This is a genomic window from Ornithinimicrobium sp. CNJ-824 (genome assembly GCF_001942405.1).
Taxonomy (GTDB): Bacteria; Actinomycetota; Actinomycetes; order Actinomycetales; family Dermatophilaceae; genus Ornithinicoccus; species Ornithinicoccus kibberensis.
Map to the genome: position 1 here is coordinate 1 of NZ_MKKA01000022.1, position 25,408 is coordinate 25,408.

27 protein-coding genes, 1 tRNA gene and 2 pseudogenes are annotated in these 25,408 nt (G+C 74.2%); 6 read left to right on the plus strand and 24 right to left on the minus strand.

From position 1 onward, the window contains the following. Positions 1 to 95 precede the first annotated feature (95 nt). From BJF81_RS08900 to BJF81_RS08910, 4 genes and pseudogenes are all read right to left on the minus strand, one after another. Positions 96 to 617 carry a methylated-DNA--[protein]-cysteine S-methyltransferase gene (locus BJF81_RS08900; protein WP_075958049.1) on the minus strand — a complete coding sequence of 174 codons (522 nt, stop codon included), beginning with the start codon at positions 615 to 617 and terminating at the stop codon, positions 96 to 98. Then, positions 614 to 1,879: a DNA-3-methyladenine glycosylase 2 gene (locus BJF81_RS08905; RefSeq protein ID WP_237770145.1), complete on the minus strand. Its 1,266-nt coding sequence runs from the start codon at positions 1,877 to 1,879 to the stop codon at positions 614 to 616. Before BJF81_RS08905 ends, BJF81_RS08900 begins: the two co-directional genes overlap by 4 nt. A 115-nt stretch (positions 1,880 to 1,994) precedes the next feature. Continuing rightward, positions 1,995 to 2,198 (minus strand): annotated as a pseudogene (locus BJF81_RS19530) (Ada metal-binding domain-containing protein); the annotation flags it as partial. Positions 2,199 to 2,246: 48 nt separating this feature from the next. Next, positions 2,247 to 3,377 (minus strand): calcium/sodium antiporter, encoded by a 1,131-nt coding sequence (locus BJF81_RS08910; RefSeq protein WP_075958181.1) that lies wholly within the window; start codon positions 3,375 to 3,377, stop codon positions 2,247 to 2,249. A 179-nt stretch (positions 3,378 to 3,556) separates the two neighbouring features. On the opposite strand from BJF81_RS08910, the gene BJF81_RS08915 reads away from it, so the two are divergent. Then, positions 3,557 to 4,474: an SAM-dependent methyltransferase gene (locus tag BJF81_RS08915; RefSeq protein ID WP_237770146.1), complete on the plus strand. Its 918-nt coding sequence runs from the start codon at positions 3,557 to 3,559 to the stop codon at positions 4,472 to 4,474. Between the two features lie 76 nt (positions 4,475 to 4,550). Continuing rightward, positions 4,551 to 5,653: pseudogene (locus BJF81_RS08920) on the plus strand (NADH-quinone oxidoreductase subunit D). 13 nt (positions 5,654 to 5,666) lie between these two features. On the opposite strand, the gene BJF81_RS08925 reads toward BJF81_RS08920, so the two are convergent. The 11 genes from BJF81_RS08925 to BJF81_RS08975 form a co-directional block, all read right to left on the minus strand. After that, a complete protein-coding gene (locus BJF81_RS08925) occupies positions 5,667 to 6,257 on the minus strand; it encodes a lysoplasmalogenase (RefSeq protein ID WP_158068649.1) in 591 nt (196 codons plus the stop codon). A 44-nt stretch (positions 6,258 to 6,301) separates the two neighbouring features. Then, positions 6,302 to 6,958 (minus strand): class I SAM-dependent methyltransferase, encoded by a 657-nt coding sequence (locus tag BJF81_RS08930; protein WP_237770147.1) that lies wholly within the window; start codon positions 6,956 to 6,958, stop codon positions 6,302 to 6,304. Between the two features lie 19 nt (positions 6,959 to 6,977). After that, entirely contained in the window at positions 6,978 to 7,481 is a 504-nt protein-coding gene (locus BJF81_RS08935; RefSeq protein WP_075958051.1) for a DUF3180 family protein, read from the minus strand. Further along, on the minus strand, positions 7,478 to 8,395 hold the full coding sequence (gene folB, locus BJF81_RS08940) for a dihydroneopterin aldolase (protein ID WP_075958052.1): 918 nt from the start codon (positions 8,393 to 8,395) through the stop codon (positions 7,478 to 7,480). Before folB ends, BJF81_RS08935 begins: the two co-directional genes overlap by 4 nt. Beyond that, positions 8,388 to 9,206 carry a dihydropteroate synthase gene (gene folP, locus BJF81_RS08945; protein WP_075958183.1) on the minus strand — a complete coding sequence of 273 codons (819 nt, stop codon included), beginning with the start codon at positions 9,204 to 9,206 and terminating at the stop codon, positions 8,388 to 8,390. Before folP ends, folB begins: the two co-directional genes overlap by 8 nt. A gap of 50 nt (positions 9,207 to 9,256) precedes the next feature. Continuing rightward, positions 9,257 to 9,961, minus strand: a complete 705-nt coding sequence (folE, locus tag BJF81_RS08950; RefSeq protein ID WP_083664109.1) for a GTP cyclohydrolase I FolE — start codon at positions 9,959 to 9,961, stop codon at positions 9,257 to 9,259. Further along, positions 9,939 to 11,975 carry an ATP-dependent zinc metalloprotease FtsH gene (gene ftsH / locus BJF81_RS08955; protein WP_075958053.1) on the minus strand — a complete coding sequence of 679 codons (2,037 nt, stop codon included), beginning with the start codon at positions 11,973 to 11,975 and terminating at the stop codon, positions 9,939 to 9,941. The genes folE and ftsH overlap by 23 nt, the downstream gene beginning before the upstream one ends. Positions 11,976 to 12,122: 147 nt before the next feature. Next, positions 12,123 to 12,674 (minus strand): hypoxanthine phosphoribosyltransferase, encoded by a 552-nt coding sequence (hpt, locus tag BJF81_RS08960; protein ID WP_075958054.1) that lies wholly within the window; start codon positions 12,672 to 12,674, stop codon positions 12,123 to 12,125. Positions 12,675 to 12,754: 80 nt separating this feature from the next. Next, the gene (gene tilS, locus BJF81_RS08965) at positions 12,755 to 13,759 is read right to left on the minus strand and encodes a tRNA lysidine(34) synthetase TilS (RefSeq protein ID WP_075958055.1); all 1,005 of its coding nucleotides are present in this window, start codon (positions 13,757 to 13,759) and stop codon (positions 12,755 to 12,757) included. Between the two features lie 16 nt (positions 13,760 to 13,775). Beyond that, positions 13,776 to 14,954, minus strand: a complete 1,179-nt coding sequence (locus BJF81_RS08970) for a zinc-dependent metalloprotease (protein WP_083664110.1) — start codon at positions 14,952 to 14,954, stop codon at positions 13,776 to 13,778. A 47-nt stretch (positions 14,955 to 15,001) separates the two neighbouring features. Next, on the minus strand, positions 15,002 to 16,606 hold the full coding sequence (locus BJF81_RS08975) for a D-alanyl-D-alanine carboxypeptidase/D-alanyl-D-alanine-endopeptidase (protein WP_075958056.1): 1,605 nt from the start codon (positions 16,604 to 16,606) through the stop codon (positions 15,002 to 15,004). A 91-nt stretch (positions 16,607 to 16,697) separates the two neighbouring features. On the opposite strand from BJF81_RS08975, the gene BJF81_RS08980 reads away from it, so the two are divergent. Further along, positions 16,698 to 17,219: an inorganic diphosphatase gene (locus BJF81_RS08980; protein WP_075958057.1), complete on the plus strand. Its 522-nt coding sequence runs from the start codon at positions 16,698 to 16,700 to the stop codon at positions 17,217 to 17,219. An 857-nt stretch (positions 17,220 to 18,076) separates the two neighbouring features. On the opposite strand, the gene BJF81_RS08990 is transcribed toward BJF81_RS08980, so the two are convergent. Together BJF81_RS08990 and BJF81_RS18620 are read right to left on the minus strand one after the other, a co-directional pair. Further along, positions 18,077 to 18,367: a WhiB family transcriptional regulator gene (locus BJF81_RS08990; protein ID WP_075958059.1), complete on the minus strand. Its 291-nt coding sequence runs from the start codon at positions 18,365 to 18,367 to the stop codon at positions 18,077 to 18,079. 226 nt (positions 18,368 to 18,593) lie between these two features. Beyond that, positions 18,594 to 19,193 (minus strand): E3 binding domain-containing protein, encoded by a 600-nt coding sequence (locus BJF81_RS18620; RefSeq protein WP_075958060.1) that lies wholly within the window; start codon positions 19,191 to 19,193, stop codon positions 18,594 to 18,596. A gap of 649 nt (positions 19,194 to 19,842) precedes the next feature. On the opposite strand from BJF81_RS18620, the gene BJF81_RS17465 reads away from it, so the two are divergent. Continuing rightward, entirely contained in the window at positions 19,843 to 20,037 is a 195-nt protein-coding gene (locus tag BJF81_RS17465) for a hypothetical protein (RefSeq protein WP_143780758.1), read from the plus strand. A gap of 244 nt (positions 20,038 to 20,281) precedes the next feature. Here the strand turns inward: BJF81_RS17465 and BJF81_RS09005 are convergent, their stop codons facing one another. The 6 genes from BJF81_RS09005 to BJF81_RS09030 all read right to left on the minus strand — a co-directional run bounded on the left by BJF81_RS09005 (position 20,282) and on the right by BJF81_RS09030 (position 23,221). Beyond that, positions 20,282 to 20,644: a hypothetical protein gene (locus tag BJF81_RS09005; protein ID WP_143780759.1), complete on the minus strand. Its 363-nt coding sequence runs from the start codon at positions 20,642 to 20,644 to the stop codon at positions 20,282 to 20,284. Then, positions 20,641 to 21,354 (minus strand): hypothetical protein, encoded by a 714-nt coding sequence (locus BJF81_RS09010; protein WP_075958063.1) that lies wholly within the window; start codon positions 21,352 to 21,354, stop codon positions 20,641 to 20,643. Before BJF81_RS09010 ends, BJF81_RS09005 begins: the two co-directional genes overlap by 4 nt. Then, on the minus strand, positions 21,351 to 21,707 hold the full coding sequence (locus tag BJF81_RS09015; RefSeq protein WP_075958064.1) for a hypothetical protein: 357 nt from the start codon (positions 21,705 to 21,707) through the stop codon (positions 21,351 to 21,353). Before BJF81_RS09015 ends, BJF81_RS09010 begins: the two co-directional genes overlap by 4 nt. Beyond that, entirely contained in the window at positions 21,704 to 22,051 is a 348-nt protein-coding gene (locus BJF81_RS09020; RefSeq protein ID WP_075958065.1) for a hypothetical protein, read from the minus strand. The genes BJF81_RS09015 and BJF81_RS09020 overlap by 4 nt, the downstream gene beginning before the upstream one ends. Positions 22,052 to 22,329: 278 nt before the next feature. After that, entirely contained in the window at positions 22,330 to 22,920 is a 591-nt protein-coding gene (locus tag BJF81_RS09025; RefSeq protein ID WP_075958066.1) for a helix-turn-helix domain-containing protein, read from the minus strand. An 82-nt stretch (positions 22,921 to 23,002) separates the two neighbouring features. Then, on the minus strand, positions 23,003 to 23,221 hold the full coding sequence (locus tag BJF81_RS09030) for a helix-turn-helix domain-containing protein (RefSeq protein WP_075958067.1): 219 nt from the start codon (positions 23,219 to 23,221) through the stop codon (positions 23,003 to 23,005). A gap of 292 nt (positions 23,222 to 23,513) precedes the next feature. Between BJF81_RS09030 and BJF81_RS09035 the strand changes: the two genes are divergently transcribed. Then, the gene (locus BJF81_RS09035; protein ID WP_143780760.1) at positions 23,514 to 24,170 is read left to right on the plus strand and encodes a hypothetical protein; all 657 of its coding nucleotides are present in this window, start codon (positions 23,514 to 23,516) and stop codon (positions 24,168 to 24,170) included. 27 nt (positions 24,171 to 24,197) lie between these two features. Next, positions 24,198 to 25,274 (plus strand): tyrosine-type recombinase/integrase, encoded by a 1,077-nt coding sequence (locus tag BJF81_RS09040; RefSeq protein ID WP_075958069.1) that lies wholly within the window; start codon positions 24,198 to 24,200, stop codon positions 25,272 to 25,274. Positions 25,275 to 25,287: 13 nt separating this feature from the next. Here the strand turns inward: BJF81_RS09040 and BJF81_RS09045 are convergent. Next, positions 25,288 to 25,364: transfer RNA gene (locus tag BJF81_RS09045), tRNA-Thr, on the minus strand. Between the last annotated feature and the right edge of the window lie 44 nt (positions 25,365 to 25,408).

A 25,408-nucleotide genomic window follows, 5' to 3' on the forward strand; every position in this document is an offset into this window, starting at 1 on the left:
CTGAGGAAGGCACGAAGCCAGTCAGAGCATGGGTCACGCCCGTGGCCCACCAGCCACAGCCCATCACCATCAGGCTGCGAAGGGAATCCTCACAGTCAGAGCAGGGACAGCCCGGCCACCCGTCGCTCCAGGTCGAGCAGGGCCTGCTTGCGCTCCACGCCGCCGCCGTAGCCGGTGATGGCCCCCGCGCTGCCGACCACCCGGTGGCAGGGCACGACGACGGAGACGGGGTTGCGCCCGTTGGCCAGCCCGACGGCCCGGGCGGCCCCCGGCTGCCCGATGCGGGCGGCGAGCTCGCCGTAGGACCACGTGCTCCCGTAGGGGATGAGCCGGAGGGCGGCCCACACGCGCTGCTGGAACGGGGTGCCCGGGGCCCGCACGGGCAGGTCGAACTCCGTGCGTCGCCCCGCCAGGTAGTCGGAGACCTGCCGGGCGGCCTCCTGCAGGACGGGGTCCGCCTCCTGCAGGTCGACGGTCGGACCGAGGTCGGCCGGGGCGTGCCGGTGCTGCTCGAAGTAGACGCCGGTGAGGTGCCGCCCGTCGCCGACGAGGCGGAGCCGGCCGAGCGGACCGTCGAGATGGACGTGGGTGGGGGTCGGGGTCGTCGTCGGGCTCATGGTCGCTCCAGCGGGTTCAGGGTGCGGTCGGAGGGAAGGGGGTTCGTGGCGCGCAGCAGCTGGAGGGCGTACCCCCGCCAGGGCCGCCAGGCGCGGGCCCGGTCGGTCAGCGCGGACGGGGTGTCCCCCAGGCCGGCGGCGGCCGCCCGGCGCAGCACGTCGAGGTCGCCGGCGGGGAAGGCGTCCGGGTCGCCGAGCGCGCGCAGCGCGACCGTCTCCACCGTCCAGGGTCCCACGCCGGGGACGGCGGCCAGCGTCGCGCGGGCCTCCTCCCAGGAGGCTCCCGGCCCCAGGTCGATGCTCCCGTCGGCCAGGGCCGCGGCCAGCGCCAGCAGGGTGCGCCGACGGGCCTGCGGCATGCCGGGGAGATCCTCCGGGGACGCCGCGGCGACCTCGGCGGGCCGGGGGAAACGGTGGGTCGGCCCGCCTGGCTCCCGCAGCGGGACGGGCAGCTCCGCGCCCAGCGTGCGGACCAGCTCGGCGGCCATCCCGTTCGCCCGCGCCGTCGAGACCTGCTGCCCGAGGACCACGCGCAGCGCCGTCTCGTCGGGGTCGACCGTCCCGAGCGGACGGACCCCGGGAGCCGCGGCCACCCGGTGGCGCAGGGCCGGGTCGCGGGCCAGGTGCTCGTCGACGGCGTGGGGGTCGGCGTCCAGGTCGAGCAGCCGGCGGAGCCGGCCGGTCGCCGCCGCCAGGTCCCGCACGTCCGTGAGCCGCAGCCGCACCCGGACGTGCCGGGCCCCCGGGGAGGGCACCTCCACCCGGACCAGCGCAGGACCGTGCGGCAGGTCCAGTGCGCGCTCCCAGCCGTCGTCGCGCCACACCTCCAGGCCCGGGACCGCCCGGGTGCGCAGCTGGTCCGCGAGGCTCCCCGGATGCAGCGGGGCCCGGAACGGCAGCCGCACCTCGACCTGGGCGGCGGACCCGGCGGGGCGCTCCGGTGCGGGGCCGGCGGACGCGGGCCGGCCTGCGGCGGCCCGTCGCAGCGCGGTCGGGGTGGTGGCGTAGACCGCCCGGACGGTGTCGTTGAACGCCCGGAGGCTGCCGAACCCGGCCGCGTGGGCCACGTCGGAGACGGACAGGTCCGTGGACTCCAGCAGGGTGCGGGCCGTCTGGGCCCGCCGGGCCCGGGCGAGGGCGAGCGGCCCGGCCCCCAGCTCGGCCGTGACCAGGCGCTCCAGCTGCCGGGTGGAGTAGCCCAGCCGGTCGGCCAGGCCGCGCACCCCCTCGCGGTCGACGACGCCGTCGGCGACCAGCCGCACCGCCCGGGCGACGAGGTCGGCCCGTGGCCGCCAGCGGGGGGGACCCCGGGGTGCTGTCGGGCAGGCACCGGCGGCAGGCCCGGAAGCCGGCCCGCTGCGCCGCCGCGGCCGAGGGGTAGAAGGAGAGGTTGGCCACCTTGGGGGTGATCGCCGGGCAGCTGGGTCGGCAGTAGATCCCGGTGCTGGTGACCGCCGTGACGAACCACCCGTCGAAACGGGGGTCCTTGCTGCGGACGGCGGTCACGCACCGGTCGTGGTCGAGCTGCACCCCTCCATGCTGCGGTCCAGGCCGTGGTCCGGTCCAGCAGGAAAACGACATTGCGCTCGAGCACGGGCCAGGACCGACCCAGGACCCGACCGATCCGACTCAGCCGCCCGCCGCGGCGCGCCGTCGCCGCTCGGAGATCCGCCCCAGCTCGTAGGCGGCGGTCGTGGCCACCGCCAGGACCACGAACGGCAGCACGAAGAGCGTCATCACCGTGGTGAAGCCGGACAGGGCGTCGTGGGAGGTCGCCTGGAGCACCACGTAGCCGACGTAGGCGCCGTAGAGCGCGACGAACAGGCCGCCCTCCCAGCGGGCGACGACGAACCCGGTGAAGGCCACCGGCAGGAGCACCAGGCTGGTCGCCAGCATGACGGGCAGGTCGAGGGCCAGGACGGCGGCCGGGACGTCCAGCCCGCGGGCCAGGAGCGCGGGCAGGCCCAGGACCAGGCCGAGGTTGGCGATGCAGCTGCCCACGACGTTGCCCAGCGCCAGGTCGCGCTCCCCCCGCAGCGCCGCGACGGCGGACGCGGCCAGCTCGGGCAGCGAGGTGCCGACCGCCACCACCGTGAGGCCGACGACGAGACCGCTGACGCCCAGGGCGGTCGCCACGGCCGTGGCCCCCGAGACCAGCTGGCCCGCCCCGACCACCAGCAGGACCACCCCGCCGAGGACCAGCAGCACGGCCGCCCACAGGGGCAGGACGCCGTCGTCCGGCCCCGCCGTCTCGTCCTCGCCCCGCCCCTCCTCGGTGCCCGGGGCGGGGGCCGGCCCGTCGCCGGGGTCGCGCCGGGCGATCCACACGCTGGCCACGAGGTGCGCGACGAAGATCGTCAGCAGCACCACGCCGTCCCCCACGCCGATGCGGCCGTCGAGGGACAGCAGCAGGGCGAGCACGCCCAGCGCCAGCATGACGGGCACGTCGACCCGCACGATCCGTCGCCGGGCCGTCAGCGGCAGGATGAGCGCCGAGACCCCGAGGATGAGCAGCACGTTGGCGATGTTGGAGCCGACGACGTTGCCCAGCGCCAGCTCGGTCTCCCCCCGCAGCGCGGCCCCGGTGGTGACCGCCAGCTCGGGCGCCGACGTGGCGACCGAGACCACCGTGAGACCCACCACGAGCGGGGTCAGCCCGGAGCGGACGGCGAGCGCCGAGGCACCACGCACCAGCAGCTCGCCCCCGCCCACGAGCAGCACCAGGCCCAGCACGATCCGAGCGACGTCGAGGAGGTCCACGTGCGGCACAGTAGTGGGGTGCACCCGACCGGCAGCCCCGCCACGGCGCGCCCGGTCCGCCGAGACCCTGGGCCGAGGCGTGGGCGGAGGCCCTCTACGGCGACGACGGCTTCTACCGCTCGCACGCGCCCGCGGAGCACTTCCACACCTCCGCGCAGGGCATCCCCGGCGCCGGCGCCGTGCTGGCCGAGGCCGTCGTGCGACTGTGCCGGCGGCACGGCCTGCACGAGGTGGTCGACGTCGGTGCCGGTCGCGGCGAGCTGCTGGCCGAGGTGCACCGTCTCGCGCCGGACCTGCGGCTGCACGGGGTCGACGTCGTCGGGCGCCCGTCCGGTCTGCCCGTGGACCGGTGGACCCGTTCCCCGGGGGGCGGCTCCCTGCCCGCCGACCTTCGGGACCTGCGGTCTGCCCTCGTGCTGGCCCACGAGTGGCTCGACGTCGTCCCCTGCCCCGTGCTCGCCCGCGACGACGCCGGGGTATGGCGCGAGCTCGCCGTGCACGAGGACGGCATCGAGGTCCTCGGCCCGGTCGCCTCGCCCCCGGACCTGGCCTGGGCGCGTCGGTGGCTGGGCCGGCAGGTGCACCGGGCCGAGGTGGGCCGCCCCCGCGACCGGGCCGCCGCCGACCTCGTCTCCCGGGTCGACCAGGGGCTGGTCCTGCTCGTCGACTACGGGCACACCCGCGCGGACCGGCCGCCCGGGGGGACCCTGACGGGCTACCGCGACGGGCGGCAGGTCGACCCCGTCCCGGACGGCTGCTGCGACCTGACCGCCCACGTGGCCTGGGACAGCGTCGTGGACCACCTGGGCCCGGCCGCGACGTCGACCTCCCAGCGCGCCGCCCTGCTGGGGCTGCTGGAGGACGACGGCGCGGCGGCCGACGGCGCGGCCGGCACCGGCGGGGCGCTCCTGCCCCCCGTGCCGCACGCGCTCGCCCGGGCCGACCCCGCGGCATACCTGGCCCGGCTGGCCCGCCGCGCCGCCCTGGGCGCGCTCACCGCCCCCGGCGGCCTCGGCGACTTCGGCTGGGTGCTCGTGCCCGTCGGACCGTCCGCCGCGGGCCGCGGCCGCCCCGACGAGGACCCCCCGGCGGGCTAGGGTGGCCCAGGTGAGCACCCGCGACCTGGACGTCTCCCTCGGCGCCGCCGGCGTCGGCGGGGTGAGCACCACCGAGATGGTGCTCAACATCGGCCCGCAGCACCCGGCCACGCACGGCGTCCTGCGGCTGCGGCTGACCGTGGACGGGGAGCGGATCATCGCCGCCGAGCCGGTGATCGGCTACATGCACCGGGGGGCCGAGAAGCTCTTCGAGGTCCGCGACTACCGGCAGATCCTCGTCCTGGCCAACCGGCACGACTGGCTGTCGGCGTTCAACAACGAGGTCGGCGTGGCCCTGACCGTCGAGCACCTGCTGGGGATGGAGGTGCCCGAACGGGCGACCTGGACCCGGACGCTGCTCTCCGAGCTGGGCCGTGTCCTGAACCACCTCATGTTCCTGGGGTCCTACCCGCTGGAGCTGGGCGCGATCACCCCGATGTTCTACTCCTTCCGGGAGCGGGAGGAGCTGCAGGCCGTCATGGAGGAGTACTCCGGCGGCCGGATGCACTACATGGCCAACCGTGTGGGCGGGCTGCTGCACGACCTGCCCGAGGGCTGGCTGGACCGGGTCGACGCCGCCGTCGAGCAGGTCCGGGAGCGGATGCCCGAGCTGGAGTCGATGCTGCTGGGCAACGAGATCGTCCTGGCCCGCACGCGCGGGGTGGGCGTGCTGGAGATGGCCGACGTCCTGGCCTACGGCGTGTCCGGGCCGATCGCCCGCGCCTCCGGCCTGGACGTGGACCTGCGGCGGGACGAGCCCTACCTGGCCTACGCCGAGCTCTTCCGCGAGGGCGGCCCGGGTCGGGTGGTGACCCGGGAGGAGGGGGACTGCTACGCCCGGCTGGAGGTGCTCGCCGAGCAGGTGCACGTCTCGCTGGACCTGGCCCGGGCGTGCACGGAACGGCTGCGCGAGCTGGGTCCGGGCCCCTACGACACCCGGCTGCCAAGGTGCTCAAGGTGCCCGAGGGGGCGCACTACCTGGCGACCGAGAACCCGCTGGGCTTCAACGGCTACCACCTCGTCAGCCGCGGCGACAAGGCCCCCCACCGGCTCAAGCTGCGCTCGGCGTCGTTCAACAACGTCCAGGTGCTGCGCGAGATGCTGCCCGGCACCGTCGTGGCCGACATGGTGGCCATCCTCGGGTCGATGTTCTTCGTCGTGGGCGACGTCGACCGGTAGACGGCCCCCGACGTCAGCCCTGCACGAGCCAGCCGACGAGGCCGGCCTGGCCCAGGTGGTACGTGACCATGACCACCGTCGGGCCCCACCGGTGCTCCGTGAGGAACCGGTTCCAGGCCAGCGTGGCGTCCGAGACGTAGAAGAGCACGGCCCCCGCCACGGCCCACGGGTGCGCCGTCCCGAACGCGGTGACCACCATGGCCGAGATCACGACCAGGTAGGCGACGACCGGGCCCAGGAGCGAGGCGTGCTCGCCCCGGCGGAGGCGGGCGAGCCGGGGGACGGCGGCGACGGCGGCCGCCGCCACGAGCGCGAGGCCGACCAGCATCCATCCGGGGGAGGTCGGTGCCAGCAGCAGGCCCACCACGTACGCCACGTGGGCGGCCAGGAATGACACCAGGCCGGGAACGAACCAGCGCCGGGAGCCCAGGAGGAACACGTCCCCCGCCAGGGACAGCACCAGCCCGACCACCATCCAGGACCGGACCGCCGGGTCGACGGGCTCGAGGGTGACGGTCACGCCGATCAGCGCCACCAGCGCCGACGGCTTGGTCACCGGCCGCCAGGCCCGGCGTCCCGTCCCGACGACGGTCCAGTCGGTCACGGCGAGGACCGCGAAGACGACGGCGAGGCCCCAGGCGACGGGGGTCAACGGGAGCCGGGCCCGGTCCGCCTCAACACGCTCACCGCGAACGTCGCGTCCTCGTCCCAGGGGCGCAGGTCCCAGGTCGCGAACCGGTGCTGGAGGGTGAGCCCGGCCGACGGGAGCGCCGCGTCGAGGTCGGCGGGCGTGAACCCCCGGGAGACCCGGCAGCCCACGAGCACGAAGCCGCCGGGCCGCACGGCGGCCGCGACCCGGCCCAGGGCGGCGGCCCGGTGCTCCACCGGCAGGAAGTCCAGGACGTTGCCGGCGAGCAGCGCGCCGTCGAAGGGCCGCTCCTGCCCCTCGGCGGCCAGGTCCAGGGTGGCCAGGTCGGCGACCAGCCAGGTCGCGTCGGGGTGGTCCTCGCGGGCGGCTGAGACCAGGACGGGGTCGATGTCCACCCCGACGACCTCGTGGCCGAGCCGGGCCAGGTGGCCACCGTGCCGGCCCGGGCCGCAGCCGGCGTCGAGCAGGCGGGCACCCCGGGGGGCCAGGACGTCGACGAGCCGGGACTCGCCCTCCACGTCGTCGCCGCGGGCCCCCATGACGCGGAACCGCTCCACGTACCACCGCGAGTGCTCCGGGTCGGCCAGCCCGGGCCACAGCGAGGTGCGCCCGGTGACGGAGGCCGGTTCGACGGGGGTGTTGCCGTGCTCGCTCACCCGGCCACTGTAGGCCGGTTCAGCCGTAGGCCAGGTCGGCGTCGGGGATCTCGTCGCCGTCGTCGTCGTCCCCCTCGCCCGGCGGGATCCGGCACCAGGCCTGGCCGACGTAGCCCACCACCGAGAGCAGCAGCGCGGCCCCGGCGTGGACCAGCCCCCAGACCAGCTGGGCGCGCTCCCCCGGCACGTCGGCGTTCGGCAGGTGCACGACCGCGTTGGCCAGGTACCACCCCACGAGGGCGGCACCGCCGAGGGCGGCCGCCTGCGCGCCCACGAGGGTCCCCCGCCCCCGCTGCGGGCTCGGCCGGGCGGTCCCCCTGCCGCGGAGGTAGCGCCGGATCTGCCAGCTGAGGACGAGCACCAGGAGGGTCACCGCGACGAGCGGCACCAGCCCCAGCCAGGAGATCACCGGGTACCCGGCGCCGAGGGAGCGCAGCAGCTGCAGCACGAGCCAGCCGGCCATCCCGGTCAGCACCCCCACGAGGACACCGGTGGCGGGGCGGACCCCCTCGGCCGGGTTCATCGCGACGTCCCCTCCTCCAGCGGGTGCAGCTCCTGGTCCACCAGGGAGGGTATGAGGTCGCGCACCGCGCGCACGTCCCGCCCCGTCCGCAGGTGGGCGTCGGGGTCCAGGTCCAGCCAGGGCCGGAGCACGAAGGCCCGCTCGGAGGCCCGCGGGTGCGGCAGGGTCAGGTCGGTGGTCGCGGAGCGGACGTCGGTGCCGGCCAGCGGGTCGCCGTACTGCACCAGGTCCAGGTCCAGGGTCCGGGCGCCCCAGCGGACCTGGCGGATCCGACCGTGCTCCTCCTCGAGCCGGTGGAGCCGGGCCAGGAGGGTGGCCGGGGCCAGGCTGGTGCGGGCGAGGACCACCCCGTTGACGTAGTCCGGCTGCCCGGCGACGGTGGGCCCGCCGAGGGGGGCGCTGGTGTAGAGCGGGGAGAGCCGGACCGCGCGCAGGCCGCGGACGCGGTGCAGGGCGCGTGCCGCGGCCCGGACGGTGCGGGCGGGGTCGTTGCCGTCGTCGGTGGGCAGGTTGGCGCCGACGGCGATGACGACGGGCACGTCCCGACGGCGGCGGACGACGACGGCGACGTCGTCGAAGGGCACGCCGACGGGGGCCTGCGGCTTGTGCACGGTCACCTCGACGGTCTCGACCGCGGGGCGGGCCAGGACCACGGCGGCGATCTCCTCGGCCACGGACTCGATGAGGTCCCGGGCCGGTCCCTCGACCACCGCGACGACGTCGGCGGCGACCTCGCCGTAGTGCACCGTCCGGGACAGGTCGTCGGTGGTGCCGGCCGGCGCCAGGTCCAGGCCGAGCACCACGTCGACGACGAAGTCCTGGCCGTCCCGGCGCTCGTGCTCGAACACGCCGTGGTGGCCGCGCGCCCGCACGCCGGTGAGCCGGACCTGGTCGCCCCGGGCGAGGTCAGCCACGGTGCCGCTCCGTCATCTCGTGCACGGCCAGCGCGTCCCGGGTAGAGGTGACGTCGTGCACCCGCACCGCCCAGCAGCCTGCCCGGGCGGCCAGCAGGCTGGTCGCCGCGGTGGCCACGTCCCGGTCGGCCGGCTCGCTCGCCGGGGCGTCCTCGTCGAGCGGTGCGCCCGGCCGGGCGGGCAGCCGCCCGAGGAAGCGCTTGCGGGAGGCCCCGAGCAGGACGGGGTGTCCCAGGTCGAGCACGCGGTCGAGGTGGGCCAGCAGGGTCCAGTTGTGCGCCGCGTCCTTGGAGAACCCCAGACCCGGGTCGAGCACGATCTGCGCGGGGTCGACCCCCTGGCCCGTCAGGGCGGCGGCCCGGTCGGCGAGCTCGGCGCAGACCTCCGCGACGACGTCGTCGTAGTGCGGCCGGGCGTGCGGGTCGCTGAGCAGCCCCCGCCAGTGCATGACCACGAACGGGGCGCCGCCGGCGGCCACCACGCCGGGCATACGCTCGTCCGCCAGCCCGCCGGAGACGTCGTTGACGACCGCGGCGCCGGCCTCCAGGGCGGCACGGGCCACCGAGGCCCGCATCGTGTCGACCGAGACCACGTGCCCCAGGGAGGCCAGCTCGGCGACGACCGGCAGGACCCGGTCCATCTCCTCCGCCTCGTCGGGACGCGTGCTCCCCGGGCGGGTCGACTCGCCCCCCACGTCCAGCAGGTCGGCACCCTCCGCGGCGAGGCGACGGCCGTGCTCGACCGCCGCGCGGGCGTCGGGCAGGCGGCCGCCGTCGCTGAAGGAGTCGGGGGTGACGTTGACGATGCCCATGATCCGGGTCGGGCCCGGTCGGACCAGGTCGGCGACGGGGGGCACCACGGTCACGTGCTCCGGCCGGTCATCAGACTCATCGCCTCGGCCCGGGTGGCGGGGTCGCGCAGCATGCCGCGCACCGCCGAGGTCGTCGTCCGCGCGCCCGGACGACGCACGCCCCGCATGGACATGCACAGGTGCTCGGCCTCGACCACGACCATCACCCCGCCGGGGTCGAGGTGGTCGACGAGCGCCTCGGCGATCTGGGTGGTCAGCCGCTCCTGCACCTGGGGCCGGCGGGCGTAGACGTCGACCAGCCGGGCGAGCTTGGACAGCCCGACGACGCGCCCGTCCCGGCCCGGGACGTAGCCGATGTGGGCCACCCCGTGGAAGGGGACCAGGTGGTGCTCGCACACGCTGTAGAGGGCGATGTCCCGCACGATGATCATCTCGTCGTGCTCCACGTCGAACCGGGTCCCGAGGACCTCGGAGGCGTCCTGGCGCAGCCCGGAGAAGACCTCGGCGTAGGACCGGGCGACCCGGGCCGGGGTGTCCCGCAGGCCGTCCCGGTCGGGGTCCTCGCCGACGGCGAGGAGGATCTCGCGCACGGCCGCCGCGATCCGGTCGTGGTCGACCTCCTGCACGACCGGCCCGCCGGGGGCGTCGGCCTCGTCCGTCAGGACCGGCCGGGACGCGTCGCCGCCCGGGTCCGTGCCCGGGTCAGTGCCCGGGCCCGCCTGCTGGGCCGGGTCACCGGTTCCCGGGGTCGACATACCCGCCCTCCGGGACCTCGACGACCTTGTGCGGCGGGTGCTCCTGCCCGTCCTCGGCCGCCGGCCCGTGGCCGTTGGCCATGGCGTGCTTCTCCGCCTCGGTGAGCACCGGCCCCTCGGTGTGCACGTGCCGGCTGTCGGAGGAGAGCCACACGGGCCGTTCGGGGCGCCTGCGCACGTCCTTGAAGATCTCGGCGATCGCCGCGGCGTTGAGCGTCTCCTTCTCCAGCAGCTCCAGGACGAGGGCGTCCAGGACGTCCCGGTTGTCGTTGAGCGCGTGCCAGGCCTCGTCGTGCGCGGCCTCGATGAGCCGGCGGACCTCCTGGTCGACGACGCCGGCCAGGTCCTCGGAGTAGTCCCGCTCGTGGCCCATGTCGCGGCCGAGGAAGACCTCGCCGCCGGCGGAGCCGAGCTTGACCGCCCCGACCCGCTCGCTCATCCCGAACTGGGTGACCATCTTGCGGGCCAGGCCGGTGGCCTTCTCGATGTCGTTGGCGGCCCCGGTGGTGGGGTCGTGGAAGACCAGCTCCTCGGCGACCCGGCCGCCCAGGGCGTAGGCGAGCTGGTCGAGCAGCTCGTTGCGGGTCGTGGAGTACTTGTCGTCCGCCGGGAGCACCATCGTGTAGCCCAGGGCGCGGCCGCGCGGCAGGATCGTCACCTTGCTCACCGGGTCGGTGTGGTTCATCGCCGCGGCCACCAGGGCGTGCCCACCCTCGTGGTAGGCGGTGATCTTCTTCTCCTTGGCGCTCATCACCCGGGTCCGCTTCTGCGGGCCGGCCATGACCCGGTCGATCGCCTCGTCGAGGTCGTGGTCGTTGATGACCTTCTCGTTCTTGCGGGCGGCCAGCAGCGCGGCCTCGTTGAGCACGTTGGCCAGGTCGGCGCCGGAGAACCCGGGGGTCCGGCGGGCGATCGCCATGAGGTCCACGTCGGCGAGCGGCTTGCTCTTGCCGTGCACCTGGAGGATGTGCAGCCGGCCGAGCATGTCGGGGGCCTCGACGGCGATCTGCCGGTCGAAGCGGCCCGGGCGCAGCAGCGCGGGGTCGAGGATGTCGGGCCGGTTGGTGGCCGCGATGAGGATGACGTTGGTCTTGACGTCGAAGCCGTCCATCTCCACCAGCAGCTGGTTCAGCGTCTGCTCGCGCTCGTCGTGCCCGCCGCCCATGCCGGCGCCGCGGTGCCGGCCGACGGCGTCGATCTCGTCGACGAAGATGATCGCTGGGGCGTTCTCCTTGGCCTGCTCGAACAGGTCACGCACGCGGGAGGCGCCGACGCCGACGAACATCTCGACGAAGTCCGACCCGCTGATGGAGTAGAACGGCACGCCGGCCTCCCCGGCGACCGCCCGGGCCAGCAGGGTCTTGCCGGTGCCGGGAGGGCCGTAGAGCAGCACGCCCTTGGGGATCTTGGCCCCGACCTCGAGGAACTTGCGGGGCTCGGAGAGGAACTCCTTGATCTCGTGCAGCTCCTCGACCGCCTCGTCCGCGCCGGCCACGTCGGCGAAGGTGACCTTGGGCATGTCCTTGGTGGCCAGCTTGGCCTTGGACTTGCCGAACTGCATGACGCCCCGGCCGCCGCCCTGCATCCGCGTCATCAGCCACAGGAACAGACCCAGGATGAGCAGCAGCGGCAGGAAGTTGACCAGCATCGAGACGAACACGTTCGGCCGGGCCGGGTCGTCGGTCCAGGTCTCGCTCGGCGGGTTCTCGTCCAGCGCGGCGATGATCTGCTCGCCCCGCGCCTCCACGTAGTAGGCCTGCACCTGCCCGGTCTCACGCACGTCGGGGCTGGAGAAGGTCTCCCCCTCCTTGAGCGTCAGGTCCACCCGGTCGGGGGTGACGACGGCCTCGGCGACCTTCTCGTCCCGGATGAGCTCCAGGGCGTCGACGGTGTCGATGCGGGTGAACGCGCTGGGGGACAGCAGGGAGAACCACAGGATGCCCATGCCCAGGAACAGGAAGATCCAGATCCACGGACTGGGCTTGGGTCGGGGTCGCGGCTTGGCGGTGCTCATGTGGTCGCGTCGGGGTCGGCGCGGGTCGGACGCGCTGGCCCCGGTCCTCCTGATCGTTCGATGTCGGCACGGGTCTCCTGCCGACAACGTGCGGCAGGGGGCCAGTGTTCCATCACCCGGGGGGCCGCGCCCCCTGGCACCCCCCGGTCAGCTGTAGACGTGCGGCGCCAGGGTGCCGATGACGCGCAGGTTGCGGTACTTCTCCGCGTAGTCCAGCCCGTAGCCCACGACGAAGGCGTTGGGGATCTCGAAGCCGACGTAGCGCACGTCGATGGAGACCTTGGCCGCCTCGGGCTTGCGCAGCAGCGTGCAGATCTCCACCGACGCGGGGCGGCGCGACTCGAGGTTCGTGCGGATCCAGCTCAGCGTCAGCCCGGAGTCGATGATGTCCTCGACGATGAGCACGTGCCGGCCGCTGATGTCGGTGTCCAGGTCCTTGAGGATGCGCACCACCCCGCTGGACTTGGTCCCCGAGCCGTAGCTGCTGACCGCCATCCAGTCCATCTCCGCCGACCCCGGCAGGGCCCGGGCGAAGTCGGCCATCACCATGACCGCCCCCTTGAGGACGCCGACGAGGAGCACGTCCTTGTCGGCGTAGTCCTGCCACACCTGCGACGCGAGCTCGGCCAGCCGCTGCTGGATCTGCTCCTCGGTGAACATCACGTCCTCCAGGTCGGCACCCATGTGCTCGGCATCCACGGGCCTGCTCCTTCGTGTCGGGGGTCGTCGTCCCGGGTCGAACGTCCCGGGGTCGGGGTGCAGCGTTCGTGGCCATTCAACTACGGACGGCCCAGGTGCAGCAGGCCGCCCTCCCGCCGGGCCCGCACCGAGCCGGGCAGGTGGACCGGCCCCTGCCCGTGCCAGTCCGTGACCAGGGTGTCGACGGCGCGCAGGTGCTCGCCGGTGAGGTCGGTGCCCGGGCTGCCCTCGGCCAGGGCGACGCGGCGCCAGAGCCGGCGACGCACGGCGGGGGGCAGGGCCCGCACGGCGCGCACCTCCCACGGGGGCGGTCCCAGGTCCTCGTACGCCCTGGCGCTCACCTCCTCGAGGGCGTCGGCGTCGTCGCGCAGCAGCTCGGCCGACCGCGCCAGGCCGGCCACGAGCCCCGGGCCGAGCTCGTCCTCGAGCAGGACCATCGCCAGACGGGCACGCACCCGGGCGAAGCGGGGATCGGCGTTGTGCGGGTCGGTCCAGGGCGTCAGCCCCAGGGAGCCGCAGGCCTGCACGGTCTGGGCCCGGCCGACCCCCAGGAACGGTCGGACCAGCCGCACCTCCGGGTCCGCCCCGAGGGCGCGGACGGGGCGCATGCCGGCCAGCGACCGGGCCCCCGAGCCGCGGGCCAGGCCCAGCAGCACCTGCTCGGCCTGGTCGTCCCGGGTGTGCCCGGTGAGGACCGCCACCGCCCCGAGCCGGCGGGCCGCCGCCAGGAGCGCGGCATACCGGGCCCGCCGCGCCGCCCCCTCGGGCCCCGGCCCCGGACCCGACGCCGGGGTGGCGGCCCCGTCGACCCGGACGACCTCCACCGGGCTCAGGCCCAGCGCCCGGCACGCCTCGGCGGCCTCGGCGGCGACCCGCCGGGAGCCGTCCTGGAGCCCGTGGTCGACGACGGCGGCACCGGCCGTGAGCCCCGCCCGGGACGCCTCGAACGCGGTGGCCGCGGCGAGCGCGAGGGAGTCGGCCCCGCCCGAGCAGGCGACGAGCACCGGCCCGGCCGTCGGCAGGGACGCCAGCGTCCGGCGCACGGCCACGCGGGTGGCGGCGACGGCGGGGTGCGGCCCGGGCACGGGAGCGACCGACGGGTCAGCCGTGGACCCGGGCGACCCAGGTGTGCGGCTCGGCGATCTCGGTGGGCCGCGGCAGGGTCTGCGGCGAGGTCCACACGGCGTTGAAGCCGTCCACGCCGACCTGGTCCGTCACGGCCCGGACGAAGACGGCGCCGTCGTGGTACTGACGCATCTTGGCCTCCATCCCCAGCAGCCGCCGCAGCAGCTTGTCGACGCCGCCGGCCCCCTTGCGCCGCTCGGTGAACCGGGACCGGATGGTGGCCACCGTGGGGATCACGCTGGGGCCCACCTCGTCCATGACGACGTCGGCGTGCCCCTCGAGCAGGGACATCACCGCGGTCACCTCGGCGAGCCGTTCACGCTGCTCGGGGCTGGCCAGCACCTGGGTGATGTCGGTGTCGCCGCGCAGCACGCCCGGGACCTGGGACACGATCTCCCCCAGCCGCTGGGCGAGCTGGTCCGGCTCGGGCATCATCCGGGCACCCACGGAGCGGGCCTGCTCGATGAGGTGCTCCCGCAGCCAGGGCACCGCGGTGAACTGCACCCGGTGGGTCTCCTCGTGCATCGCCACCCACAGGCGGAAGTCCCCGGCGTCCACGTCCAGCTCGCGCTCGGCGGCCAGGATGTTGGGGGCCACGAACATCAGCCGGGGCGTGCCCTGCGGCGCGAGGTCGTACTGGCCCAGCACCTTGGTGGAGATCCACGACAGCATCCCGGCGACCTCCGTGCCGGTGACCGCCGAGCCGATCCGCTGGGCGGTGGGGCCGACCTCGGCCAGCTCCTTGCCGCGCGTCCGGGCCCGGGCCCGGTCGGCCACCCGCTTCCTGGACACGACCTCGTCGAGGACGGGGGCCAGCATGGCTCCCATCGACGCGGCGTTGGCGGCGATCCACCCCGGACGGTCGACGACGAGGGCGGGCGGGGTCCCCGGGGGCGTGCGCAGCCGTGCCGTGGTCGCCACCGGCTCGACCGCGCGTGCGCCCGCGGACCGGAGCTCGGCGACGAGCTGCTCGATCTCGGCGCGGCCCGCGCGGGGCCCCGGGGGCACGAGCCGGCGCGCGGCGGCCGCGGCGAGGTCCCAGTCGACCAGGTCGTGGCCGGCGAGGCCCTCGGCGTCGTCGTCCGGGGTGGCCGGCGGCGGGGCGCCCCCGGGCTCGGTGCCGGTCTGGCCGTGGGGGTCGGGGCTGGTGGTCATGGCCCGACGGTATGCGGTGCGGACGGTCCGCGCGAACGCCCGCGCCCTCAGGAGCAGCCGCAGCGGGCCAGCTCGGCCACCATCTCGTCGAGCACGGACCGGGCCTCCAGGACCGCGCCGTCCCGGCCGATCCGGTCGGCGCCCAGGGCGTAGACGAGGAGGCGGCCGTCCGCGGTGACGACCGTCCCGGCCAGCGACGTCACCCCGGGCAGCGACCCGGTCTTGGCCCGGGCGGTGCCGATGGCCGGGCCGTGCACCGGCAGGTGGAAGCGGGTCGCCAACGTCCCGGTGTAGCCGGCGATCGGCAGCCCTCCGGCCGCCAGCACCTCCTGCAGGTCGGGATGGCTCCCGTCGGCCCCCATGACGAGCAGGTCGGCGACGACCCGGGCCGGCAGGCGGGTCCCGTCCGACAACCCGCTCGTGTCGGCGAGCTCCACGCCGGTGAGGTCCACGCCGTAGGTCGACACGAGGGTCTCCTGGACCCACGCCGTGACGTCCTGCTGGTCGCCGGACCGGCCCGCGGCCACCGCGGCCTGCCGGGACAGCTGCTCCACCATGGCGTTGTCGCTGGTCGCCAGGGCGAGGGCGAGCACGTCCCGCACCGGGGCCGACCGCACCACGCCCAGCTCCTCGGCCACGCCCGCACCCTGCGTGGCGGCGCCCGCGTCCCCGGCCGAGGTCGTGCCGCCCGGGTCGGGGTCCGTGCCGTCGGCCGTGGCCTCCCCCGGGGGCACCTCGACCTCGGGCACGTCCGGCAGCTCGGCCAGGTCCTCGGGGTCGCTGATCTCGGCACCGTCCTCGGCGAGGATCGCGACGCCCTCCTGCACGAGGGCGGCGGCGAAGGCCCGGACCGCCTCCTGCGCCGGGTCGTCCGGGGACGGGTAGAACGGCAGGGCGCGGTCCTCCTCCAGGCCCAGCTGGACGATCCGGCCGGTGTAGCCCTCCGAGACCCACAGGTCGGTCCAGGAGCCCAGGACGTCCGGCCCGGCGGCGTGGCCCAGGTCCACCTGCAGCCGCACCGGACCGCCCGGCCCGTCCTCCGCCAGGGCCTCGGCGACCTGGGCCGCCAGGTCGCCGAGCCCGGCGTGCCCGGCCACGGCGTCGGGGTCCCCCTCCCCCCGGGCGAGGAGCATGTCGCCACCGGCGACCAGCACGAGGTCCTGCGGCCCGGCGCCCCGCACCGCCCGCGTCGCGAAGGTGTCCCCGACGTCCAGCCCGGTGACCACCGCGGCGGCGGCCAGGATCTTCGTGGTGGAGGCGGGCGTGAGCAGGCGGTCGGCGTTGCGGTCGAGCAGGTGCTCCCCGGTCAGCGCGTCCCGCACGGCGACCGCGCGCCGGTTGGCCGGGCCCAGCCACCGGCTGTCCAGCTCGTCCTCCAGCGCCTCCTCCACCTGGGCCGGGTCGGGCACCGGGCCGTCGGCGACCTGCCCCAGCGGGGAGGTCGTCGTGGTGATGAGCGGCCGCACCTGGGCCGGGCTGGTGGGAGCGGGCGCCGAGGTGGCCCCCGCCGGGTCCGGCGAGGTCGTCGTGACGGCGTCCTCGGGCGCGGAGGTCGCGCCCCCGTCGTCCGGGGCGCCGAGCGCGGGGGCCCCGGCGAGCAGCGCACCCAGGGTCAGGGCCGAGGCGACGGTGCGGACGTGGGAGCGGTGCACCGTTTCCTGCCCTCCGTGGTCGGCGCTCCCCCGGATAGGGAACACTGTGGGCTAGAGCCTAAGCCGAACCCACCAGAAGAGAGCAGCGCACATGCACTTCGACGTGACGATCGAGATCCCGCAGGGCAGCCGCAACAAGTACGAGGTCGACCACGCGACCGGCCGTATCCGGCTGGACCGGATGCTGTTCACCGCGACCCGCTACCCCGCCGACTACGGCTACATCGAGGAGACGCTGGGGGAGGACGGCGACCCCCTGGACGCCCTCGTCCTGCTCGACGAGCCGACCTGGCCGGGATGCCTGGTCGCGGCACGACCGATCGGCATGTTCCACATGCGCGACGAGGCCGGCGGCGACGACAAGATCATCTGCGTGCCGGCCGACGACCCGCGCAAGAGCAACATCCGCGAGCTGGAGCACATCAGCGAGCACACCCGCCTGGAGATCCAGCACTTCTTCGAGGTCTACAAGGACCTGGAGCCGGGCAAGTCCGTGGAGGGCGCCCACTGGGCAGGCCGCGAGGAGGCCGAGCGCTGCTACGAGGAGGCCGTGCAGCGGGCCAAGGACGCCGGCCTGTCCACGGCGCGCTGGCCGATGCCCTCCCACGACTGACCTCTCCGGCGGCTGCCACCGACGACGCGCGGCAGCACCCCGGACGCAGCAGCACCCCGGGCCGTGGAACGGGCCGGGGTGCTGCTGGGACGAGCCGCCTAAGGGAATCGAACCCTTGACCTATTCATTACGAGGGACTTTCAACCCTGTATGGCGTGGCTCACCGGAAGTGGTATCCGTTGGCTGACCTGCGACGATGCGTCGAGAGAGGTCGATGGGTGTTGGTGGGTCGTGGGGGCAGTTGTGCACTGGATGTGCACAGAGGCTGCTCAGAGGTCGCGCTCCAGCGGTAGCGAGAAGAGACGTCGAAGAGGGCCGGCTCCCGGGACACGAACCGGGGCCGACCCCCTCCAGCTCACAACCTGAGGAGACCGAACTGTCATGAGCCGCACCAACGAGAAGATCATCCCACCGACGTCCGACAGCGCGTGCCCGTCGTGGTGCGAGTCGGAGCGTCACGAGCCGGGGCAGAGGCCACAGAGTCACTGGAGGGTCCTGGTGCGCCAGGTCCTGCCGGCCGGGGACCACGAGGAGGTGTTCAGCGTGTGGCTGGGCTCCTCCGAGACAGAGCCGGAGCCGTCCGTCGCGCTGCGGGTCGGCGGGGGCGTCCCGCGGGCCGTCGAGCTGGAGTCGCTGCTCCAGCTGCGGCAGGAGCTGGACGTCGCAATCGAGGCCGTGACCGCGGCTCGCACTGCGACGTGCACGGACTGCGGGAAGGCCTTCGCACCGTTCGAGGACGAGGAGGGCGAGGGCCGGGACGAGGGCGCGTGCCTGCGGTGCCGCCTGGAGCGCCAGAGAGCACGCCGGCCGCGCCTGGTGCGCTCGGCCGCGAGCGCCCCCGGTAGGACAGTAGCGGGTCAGGCTGCGTCGGGGTCGGCCGTGGCCTTGCGGCGTCGAGGGGAGAGGTCCACCCCGCCCCAGACGTAGTGGTCCTCCCCGCTGGAGAGGGCAGCGGCTGAGCACGCTGTCAGCGCGGGGCAGAACGCGCACACCTCGGCGGCCTCGGCGCGTTCCCGCGGGTCGTCGGAGGTGTGCCGCGGGTCGTCGGTGCAGGGGAGCGTGCCGCCGGCGTCCTCGACCTCGGCGCGGATGATCCAGAACGTCTCCCACTCGACGGTGGGGCTCAGGCCTTCCAGCGCTCGGTGCACGAGTAGAGCGTATCGAGAATGGTTCTCACGTTCGCGAGGCTCGGCCGGGGGAGTTCCTGGGTTGTGTGCCCCGTCCTGGGCGCAGGTGGGCCTTTGGTGCTCGCGTCGGCCCCGGCAGAAAGGGCCCGTGGCCGGCGCTGGGCCTCACCTTCGATTCGTCACCCGGAGGAGAGAGGGGGACGTGACGTTGACGCTCAGGACGGGGCAGGTTCGGGGGGGCGGCTGCTCAGGGGTAGAGCTCGTTGCTGATGCCGGCCGTCATCTCCCAGTGCCGCATCCGGTCGCGGTAGTCGGCGTTGCTGCTGTCGTGGCCGTGCTCCATCTCGGCCTCTGCTGAGCGCATCTCGTCCGCGGGGGTGAATCGCTCGAAGAGAGCCAGGGCGGCGCGGCTGTCTGCCCGGGCCGCTGCGTGCCGGACGTGCCAGGGGAGCTCACGCAGACGGGACGGGTCGATCCCCGACGCGGTGAACACCGGCAGGTCTCCGGTCGCGAAGAGGGTCGGGGCCGGCTGGGCGGCGAGCATGTGCCGTGCAAGCTCGGGCTTGGACTGCTTGATCTCGTCCAGGAGCGGGTTCAGCGCCGTTGTGGAGACGGTGACCGTCTCACCGTTGGATGCGCGGTAGGTGACCTTCTCGCCGGAGGCACGGGCGGAGGTGGCCCTGGGGGGCACCTGGGGCGAGGGCGCGCTCTGCCGCGGGGGTGCTGCGGCGCGGACGTCGTCGGCCGTGACGCGGCCGCCCGCTCCGGATCCGGTGATGGTGGCGAGGTCTACACCGAGACGGGCCGCGAGCGCGTTCACGAGGGGCGTGTGGTGCTGGATGGTCATGGGGAGACTTTCTGTGCGAGGTGGTCACGACGGGCGCGGACGTCGTCGGCGGGGATGAGCCAGGCGCGGCCGCTGTTCCGGGCGTGGGGAGGGACCCACGGGCGATGAGGTCGCAGACGTTGCGGGGCGTGCAGCCCAGCTCGTCCGCGGCCGCCGTGGTGGTCATCCACTCCATGAGGTCAGAGCCTGCCCCGTCCGTGCGGGTCGGAACTTCCGATCTTCCGCGAGGTTCCGTGAGCAGTCGTCGTGCCAGGGCCAGGAGGTTCCGCACGACGCGCGGGGGGCCGTGGGTCACGCGGACGTCCGCCGCGGTGCGGTGCTCGGCGTAGGTCGCGCACCGGGCGATGTAGTCCAGGCCGTGAGGATCGAGCGAGGAGAGGACCGCGAGCGCTCGCAGGTAGGGGTCGCTCGAGCGGGGATCGACGGGCGGCGCGGGAGGGGTCGGGACGTGGAGGCGGTGCCGGGTCAGCGCAGCGGCGGGGATGACCCATCGGCCGGCCTCCTTGCGTGCGGGGAGGGACCCGCGGGCGATGCGGGCGCAGACGTTGCGGGGAGAGCAGCCCAGCCGGGAGGCGGCCTCGCGCGTGCTCAGGTGCTCCTCCTCGGTCGTGATCGGGTCCGGCCGGGGCCCGTCGTCCTCCTGGAGGTCGTGGACGGCCGCGGCGTAGGCCTCCGTCAGGACGTCGCGGGCGAGCTGGACGGCCGGGGCCTGAGCGGTGATCCCGTCCAGGCGGGCGAGCTCGTCCTCCGCGTAGGCGACGAGGTTCGCGAGGTGCACGACAGCCTGCGGGGAGCCGAGAGCGAGGCGGAGCGTGCCGGCGCGGAGGGCGATTTCGTCTCCTGATGTTGCCAGATGTTGCCTTGCTCGGCTCATCGGCTCTGGAGGGTGTCCTCGCAGGCCAGGGGGCACGCCTGGGTGCCGCGTAACTCCGCGCGGGGCCTCCCGGAATGCGGCTGGGACCTCGGGGAGGGAGAGAAGAGGACTGGCGGGCTCTGACGAGGCCACCCCCTCCGATGATTCGAGGGGGTGCCCCTCCCCCGTCGCGCCTGGTGCGGCGCGACGGGGGACAGGGCGGGTCGGGTCGTGCTCACGGTCGTCTCAGCGAGAACCGGGCGAGGGCGGCGTCGAGCTCGGCCACGCGGGCCTGGGCGCGGGCGATGTGCTCGTGTGCCTCCCGGGCCTCCTCGCCGGCCGTGGCGGCCGCCTGCTGGTGCTCACGGGCGTCCTGCTCCAGGTCCTCGGCCTCTACGACGAGGGCGGCGGCGGCCGCGCCCGGCAGGGTGCGTGCGGCCGCGCGCAGACGGTGGGCCTCGTGCACCGTCTCGTGGTAGTCGGACAGGGCCCGTGATCGGCGCACGTCAGCTGCTCGTGCGCTGCGGGAGAGGGCGTGCAGCGAGGCGGTCTCGGCAGCCCGCTCGCGTTCCAGGACGTCAACCGTGCTGCCGCTCATGGGTGCACCGCCAGACGGGGCGTTCGGCAGAGCGCCGGGGGTGGCATCCATCCCGCGGCGACCCGCTCGAAGACCTCGGGGAACGTCTGGGCGGCGACGTGCACGGACACCCCGTAGTGGTCGGCTGCGGCATAGGTCTCTCTGGGCCAGAATCGGGCCGGGTCGGGTGAAAGACCTGTGATGATCGGGCCGACGATGAGGACGCGGGCGGCGCGCCACATGCCCCTGCCCTCGCGGATGAGCTCCAAGCCGGTGCCCTCGAAGTGTGCCTCCAGCTCCTCCTGACGCTCGGCCACGTCATCGACGCGGCGCACGCCACCCGCGCCCCGCACGCGCACGAGGGCCGGCGCGGGCCAGTCCCAGTGCGCGAGGACGTGGTCCGGGACGTTCCACGGCGGGTTGTGCACGCGCCGGGGATTCTCAGCCAGGAGCCTGTCGCGGACAGGGACCTTGCGCGCCGGCTCGCAGATCGCGGGGACGGCCGGGCGCAGGGCGTCGAGGTTGTCCGCGATGCGCCACCCGCAGTAGCAACCGAGCGCGGGCGGGTCGTGCTGCTCACCTGAGGGAGTGCCGTGGATCGGGCTGACGCAGACAGCCTGCTCGTCCTGCTCGACGGGAGACAGGTCCCCGACGAACGGCGCGCACAACCGGCCACGGTGCAAGTAGTAGAGCCTCCACCCGGTCAGCTCGTCGCGGTAGTCCTCGGTCACGGGGCGGTCCTCGGTCGCTCGTGGTCGGGGGCCTGGGACGCGACGAGGGCGGCGAGGGTGTCCAGCTCGTCCGCCTCCGCGATGAGGGTCTCCTCCCCAGCCTGGACGAGGGCGTTCACGGCCGGGATCACGTTCGCTCCGGTCATGATGTGCCGTCGTCCCTCGCCGGCCGTGCGGCGCAGCTCGTCGGCATACCCGCTCAGCGCCTCGATGACGGTCTCGATCGAGTCGGACGGGAAGAGGATCGGGACGTCCGGGACGTCGCTCGTGCTGGGGCGGTTGGGCATGGTCTCGTCCAGGTGTTCAGAACTGAACACCTGGCGGTCGACGTGCTGGTGCTGGCAACGGGTCATCGGCGGGTCTTCTCCTCGGTCGTGGTGGCGGTCTCTGCGGCTGTCCGGGCGCTCGTCAGCTCGTCCGCGATGCGTCGGAAGTCCATCGCGCGGGCGAGGCGCTGGGCCAGGTGCAGGGCGCGGGTCCTGGGGTCACGTGCTCCGCCGCTGGTGTCGCGCCCGGACGTGACGATGTCGGAGGCGTCGAGCATGGCCGTGGAGGCGATCGCGTCGGCCGCCTCGCGCAGCTGTTCGACCACGAGGCCGACGTCGTCGCCGGCGAGGTCGAGACGGACGGTCGCGGGTGTCGTGGCCGTGGCGCTGCTGGTGGTGGTGGTCGGGGAGGTGGTGCTGGTCGTGCTCATCGTGAGTGCCTCCTCAGGCGGGTCGTCGGTGCTGGGCTGGTCGGGGCCGGCTGCGAGCGCCGGTCGTATTCGTGGGGCGGCGTAGATGCCTGCGGCTCGTGCCTGGGCTCGTGCGCGTTGCTCTGCGAGGCGTGCGACAGTCTCGGGCCGGCAGACAGGGCAGGGCGAGGGCTGGGACGCGGGTCCGGTCCATCCGCGGTCACAGTCGTGGCGGTCCTGGACGTCGGCGGGGACGAGGTCTCCGTCGCGGTCGCGGACGAGGTCATCGAGGCGGGGTGTCATGACGCGGCCGCCCGTTGCGCCCGGAACTGTGCCCGGCAGAGCGCGCACCGGGGCTCGTGGGACTTGGGGTGCAGCTCTGCTCCCCCGGGGTCCCCGTGCTCGCACGTGTCGTCGCGCAGCGAGCGCGGACGGGTCGTGCCGGGGTGGGGGGTTTGGGGGGTGGGTTCTGTTGTTGTTCTAGTAGTTGGTTTGGGTGACGGTCTCGTCACCCCTCCGCGGACGGTCTCGTCACCCCTGCTGGTCGTGCTCGTCACCCGTGACGGTCTCGTCAGGGGTGACGGTCTCGTCACCCCATCGGCCGGCATGGCGAGGTCCCAGACGACAGGTCGTTTCCCCTCGGGGACGTGGTGCACGGCGGCCTGGTCTCCCCTGCGGATCACGTCGTGCTCCTGGAGCCACTTCAGCGAGCGTCGGACGGATCGCTTGTCGATGCCCAGGCGGTCGCTGATCGTCTGGGCGGAGGGCCAGGCTCCTCGTCCCTCGGGGTCGGCGTGGCTGGCGAGGATGACGAGCACGAGGCGGTGCGAGGCGTCCATCGTGCCGCTCTGCTCGGCGTGGGTTGCCCAGCTGATCGCCGCGTGGCTCACGGGTTGGCCTCTCTCGCGGTCCTGGTGGTCGGTGACGTGGAGCGAGCCGGGTGGGTGTTGGTGCGGGCTCGCACGTCGCGGCTCAGGCGCTCGCGGCCTGGCGCACCGGGCGGCTGTCGTCGGCGGCGAACTGCGCATCGATCCAGTCCAGAACGTCCCGACGCCTATAGGTGATTCGGCCTGCAATGACGGCTGACCGGGGACCCTCCCCCTTGCTCCGGAGCCAACGCAGCGTCGCGGGCGGCCTCTGCAGCAGCTCTGCGACCTGGGGAAGCGTCATCAGGTCGGTGTCTTCGCTCATCCTCCACACCTCCGTGTGATCTCGTTTCGGGTGGATCGGTCCCGATCTTGTTGTGATCCCAGTACAGTCCTACACCAGTTGCGGGGGGATGGTCAACCGTTCTATTGTCGATGACGTGCCGAGAACCGTTGAGACAACCGGGCTCCGATGGGAGCCGGCGTTCGTGGAGGTCATGCGACGGGAGCGTGATCGCGCGCGGCTGTCGCAGAGCGAGCTCGCGCGGCGACTCGCAGAGCGAGGCCTCGCCTGGCATCAGCAGACGGTGCAGCGCGTTGAGGCCGGGGATCGCCCCGTGCGGCTGAACGAGGCTGTTGAGGTCTCGATCGTGCTGGGCTTCGACCTGCGGAAGGTGCTCCTCAATCCCAGCGACCGTGAGCGTCTGCTCTCCGCGCTGCGGGAGTCGCTGAAGGATCAGCGGGAGCGCTTCGATGACATCGCGAACTGCACCGCGAGCCTCCTCATGCAGCAGTCCGTGGCCGGGACCCACCTGGAGCAGGCGCTGGAGGAGGGCCTGGACGAGTGGCAGGACAGCGAGCGTGCCGTCGTGGAGGAGGTGCTGGACGCCGTCCGGGAGTACGCACCGGAGCGGGCCGTCGTCATGGGCCGGGCGTGGGACCGGGAGAGGCGCGGGCGTCCGGACGAGGAGGTCCAGGAGCTGTGGGACGACTGGGAGGTCGAGCTGGAGACGGTGCAGGCGCTGCGTCAGGCGCGGGCGGTCCTGCAGGGCGAGGAGCACGAGGACGGGGAGCCGTTCACGGGCGGGCGGTGGATGTCGCTGTTCCACGCGGTCGAGGCGCTCTCGCTCGTGCTGGCGAGGGAGTCGGAGCGGGCCGGGGAGGACCTGGCGACGAACGCCTCCCCGGAGGTGGCCGTCGCTCAGGCGCGGCGACTGTGGGCGGACCGGAGCGGGAAGGGGCGGGACAGTGGCGAGCATCGCGACGCGGGGTGAGGGCCGCGAGCGCCGGTACGTGGCGCGGTGGCGGGACGACCGGGGCCGTCAGCGGGCGAAGACGTTCCCGCGGCGTGCGGACGCGCAACGGTTCCTGGACCGGGTCGGGTCGCCGCTCAGCAAGGGGTCTACCTGGACCCGCACGCGGGCAAGCTGCGGTTCGAGGAATGGGCCCCGAAGTGGGAGGCGACGCTGGAGGGCTACCTGAAGCCGTCCACGAGGGCGACGTACGCGAGCCTGCAGCGCAAGCACGTGCTCCCTCGCTGGGGGTCGGTGCCGCTGAACCGGATCGGTCACGAGGACGTCGCGGCGTGGGTCTCCGAACTGTCGGTGTCCGGGCTGTCGCCGGCGACGGTGCGCTACGTGCACCGGGTGCTGTCCCTGCAGTTGGCGCTCGCGGTGAAGGCGGGGAGGATCGCGTCCAACCCTGCGGAGGGCGTGCGGCTGCCCCGGGCGTCCAGGTCGAGCGAGAAGAGGTTCCTCTCCCACGAGGAGGTGCGGGCCCTGGCGGAGGCGTGCGACGACTACGCCGGCGTCATCTACGTGCTGGCCTACTGCGGGCTGCGGTGGGGCGAGCTGGCGGCGCTGAGGGTGGGGCGGGTCGATCCGTTGCGGCGTCGGCTCGTGGTCGCGGAGTCGGTGACCGAGGTCCGCGGCGCGCTCGTGTGGGGCTCCCCGAAGAGTCATCAGCAGCGGTCGGTGCCGTTCCCCGCGTTCGTCGGTGAGCACCTGGTGGCCGCGAGCGCCGGGAAGGGGACCGAGGAGCTGGTGTTCACGGCTCGTCGGGGCGGGGTGCTGCGGAACCTGAACTTCCGGCGTGACGTCTTCGACCTGGCGGCCGTGGAGGCCGGCCTGGCGGGGCTGACGCCTCACGAGCTGCGGCACACCGCGGCGTCGCTGGCGGTCAGCGCCGGGGCGAACGTCAAGGCGGTGCAACGGATGCTCGGGCACGCGTCCGCGGCGATGACGCTCGATGTCTACTCGGGGCTCTTCGATGACGACTTGGACGGGGTGGCCGACCGGCTGGACTCCGCGCGGAGTGTGCACCCGTTGTGCACTGGAGGGGAGGTGGTGCCCCTGAAGCAGATCACCCCAGGCCGTTGACCTGGGGTGATGCTGGAGCCGCCTGGGGGAATCGAACCCCCGACCTATTCATTACGAGTGAATCGCTCTGGCCGACTGAGCTAAGGCGGCACGGCTGCGTGCGCAGCCCGAGCGAGAATACCCGACGACGCCGG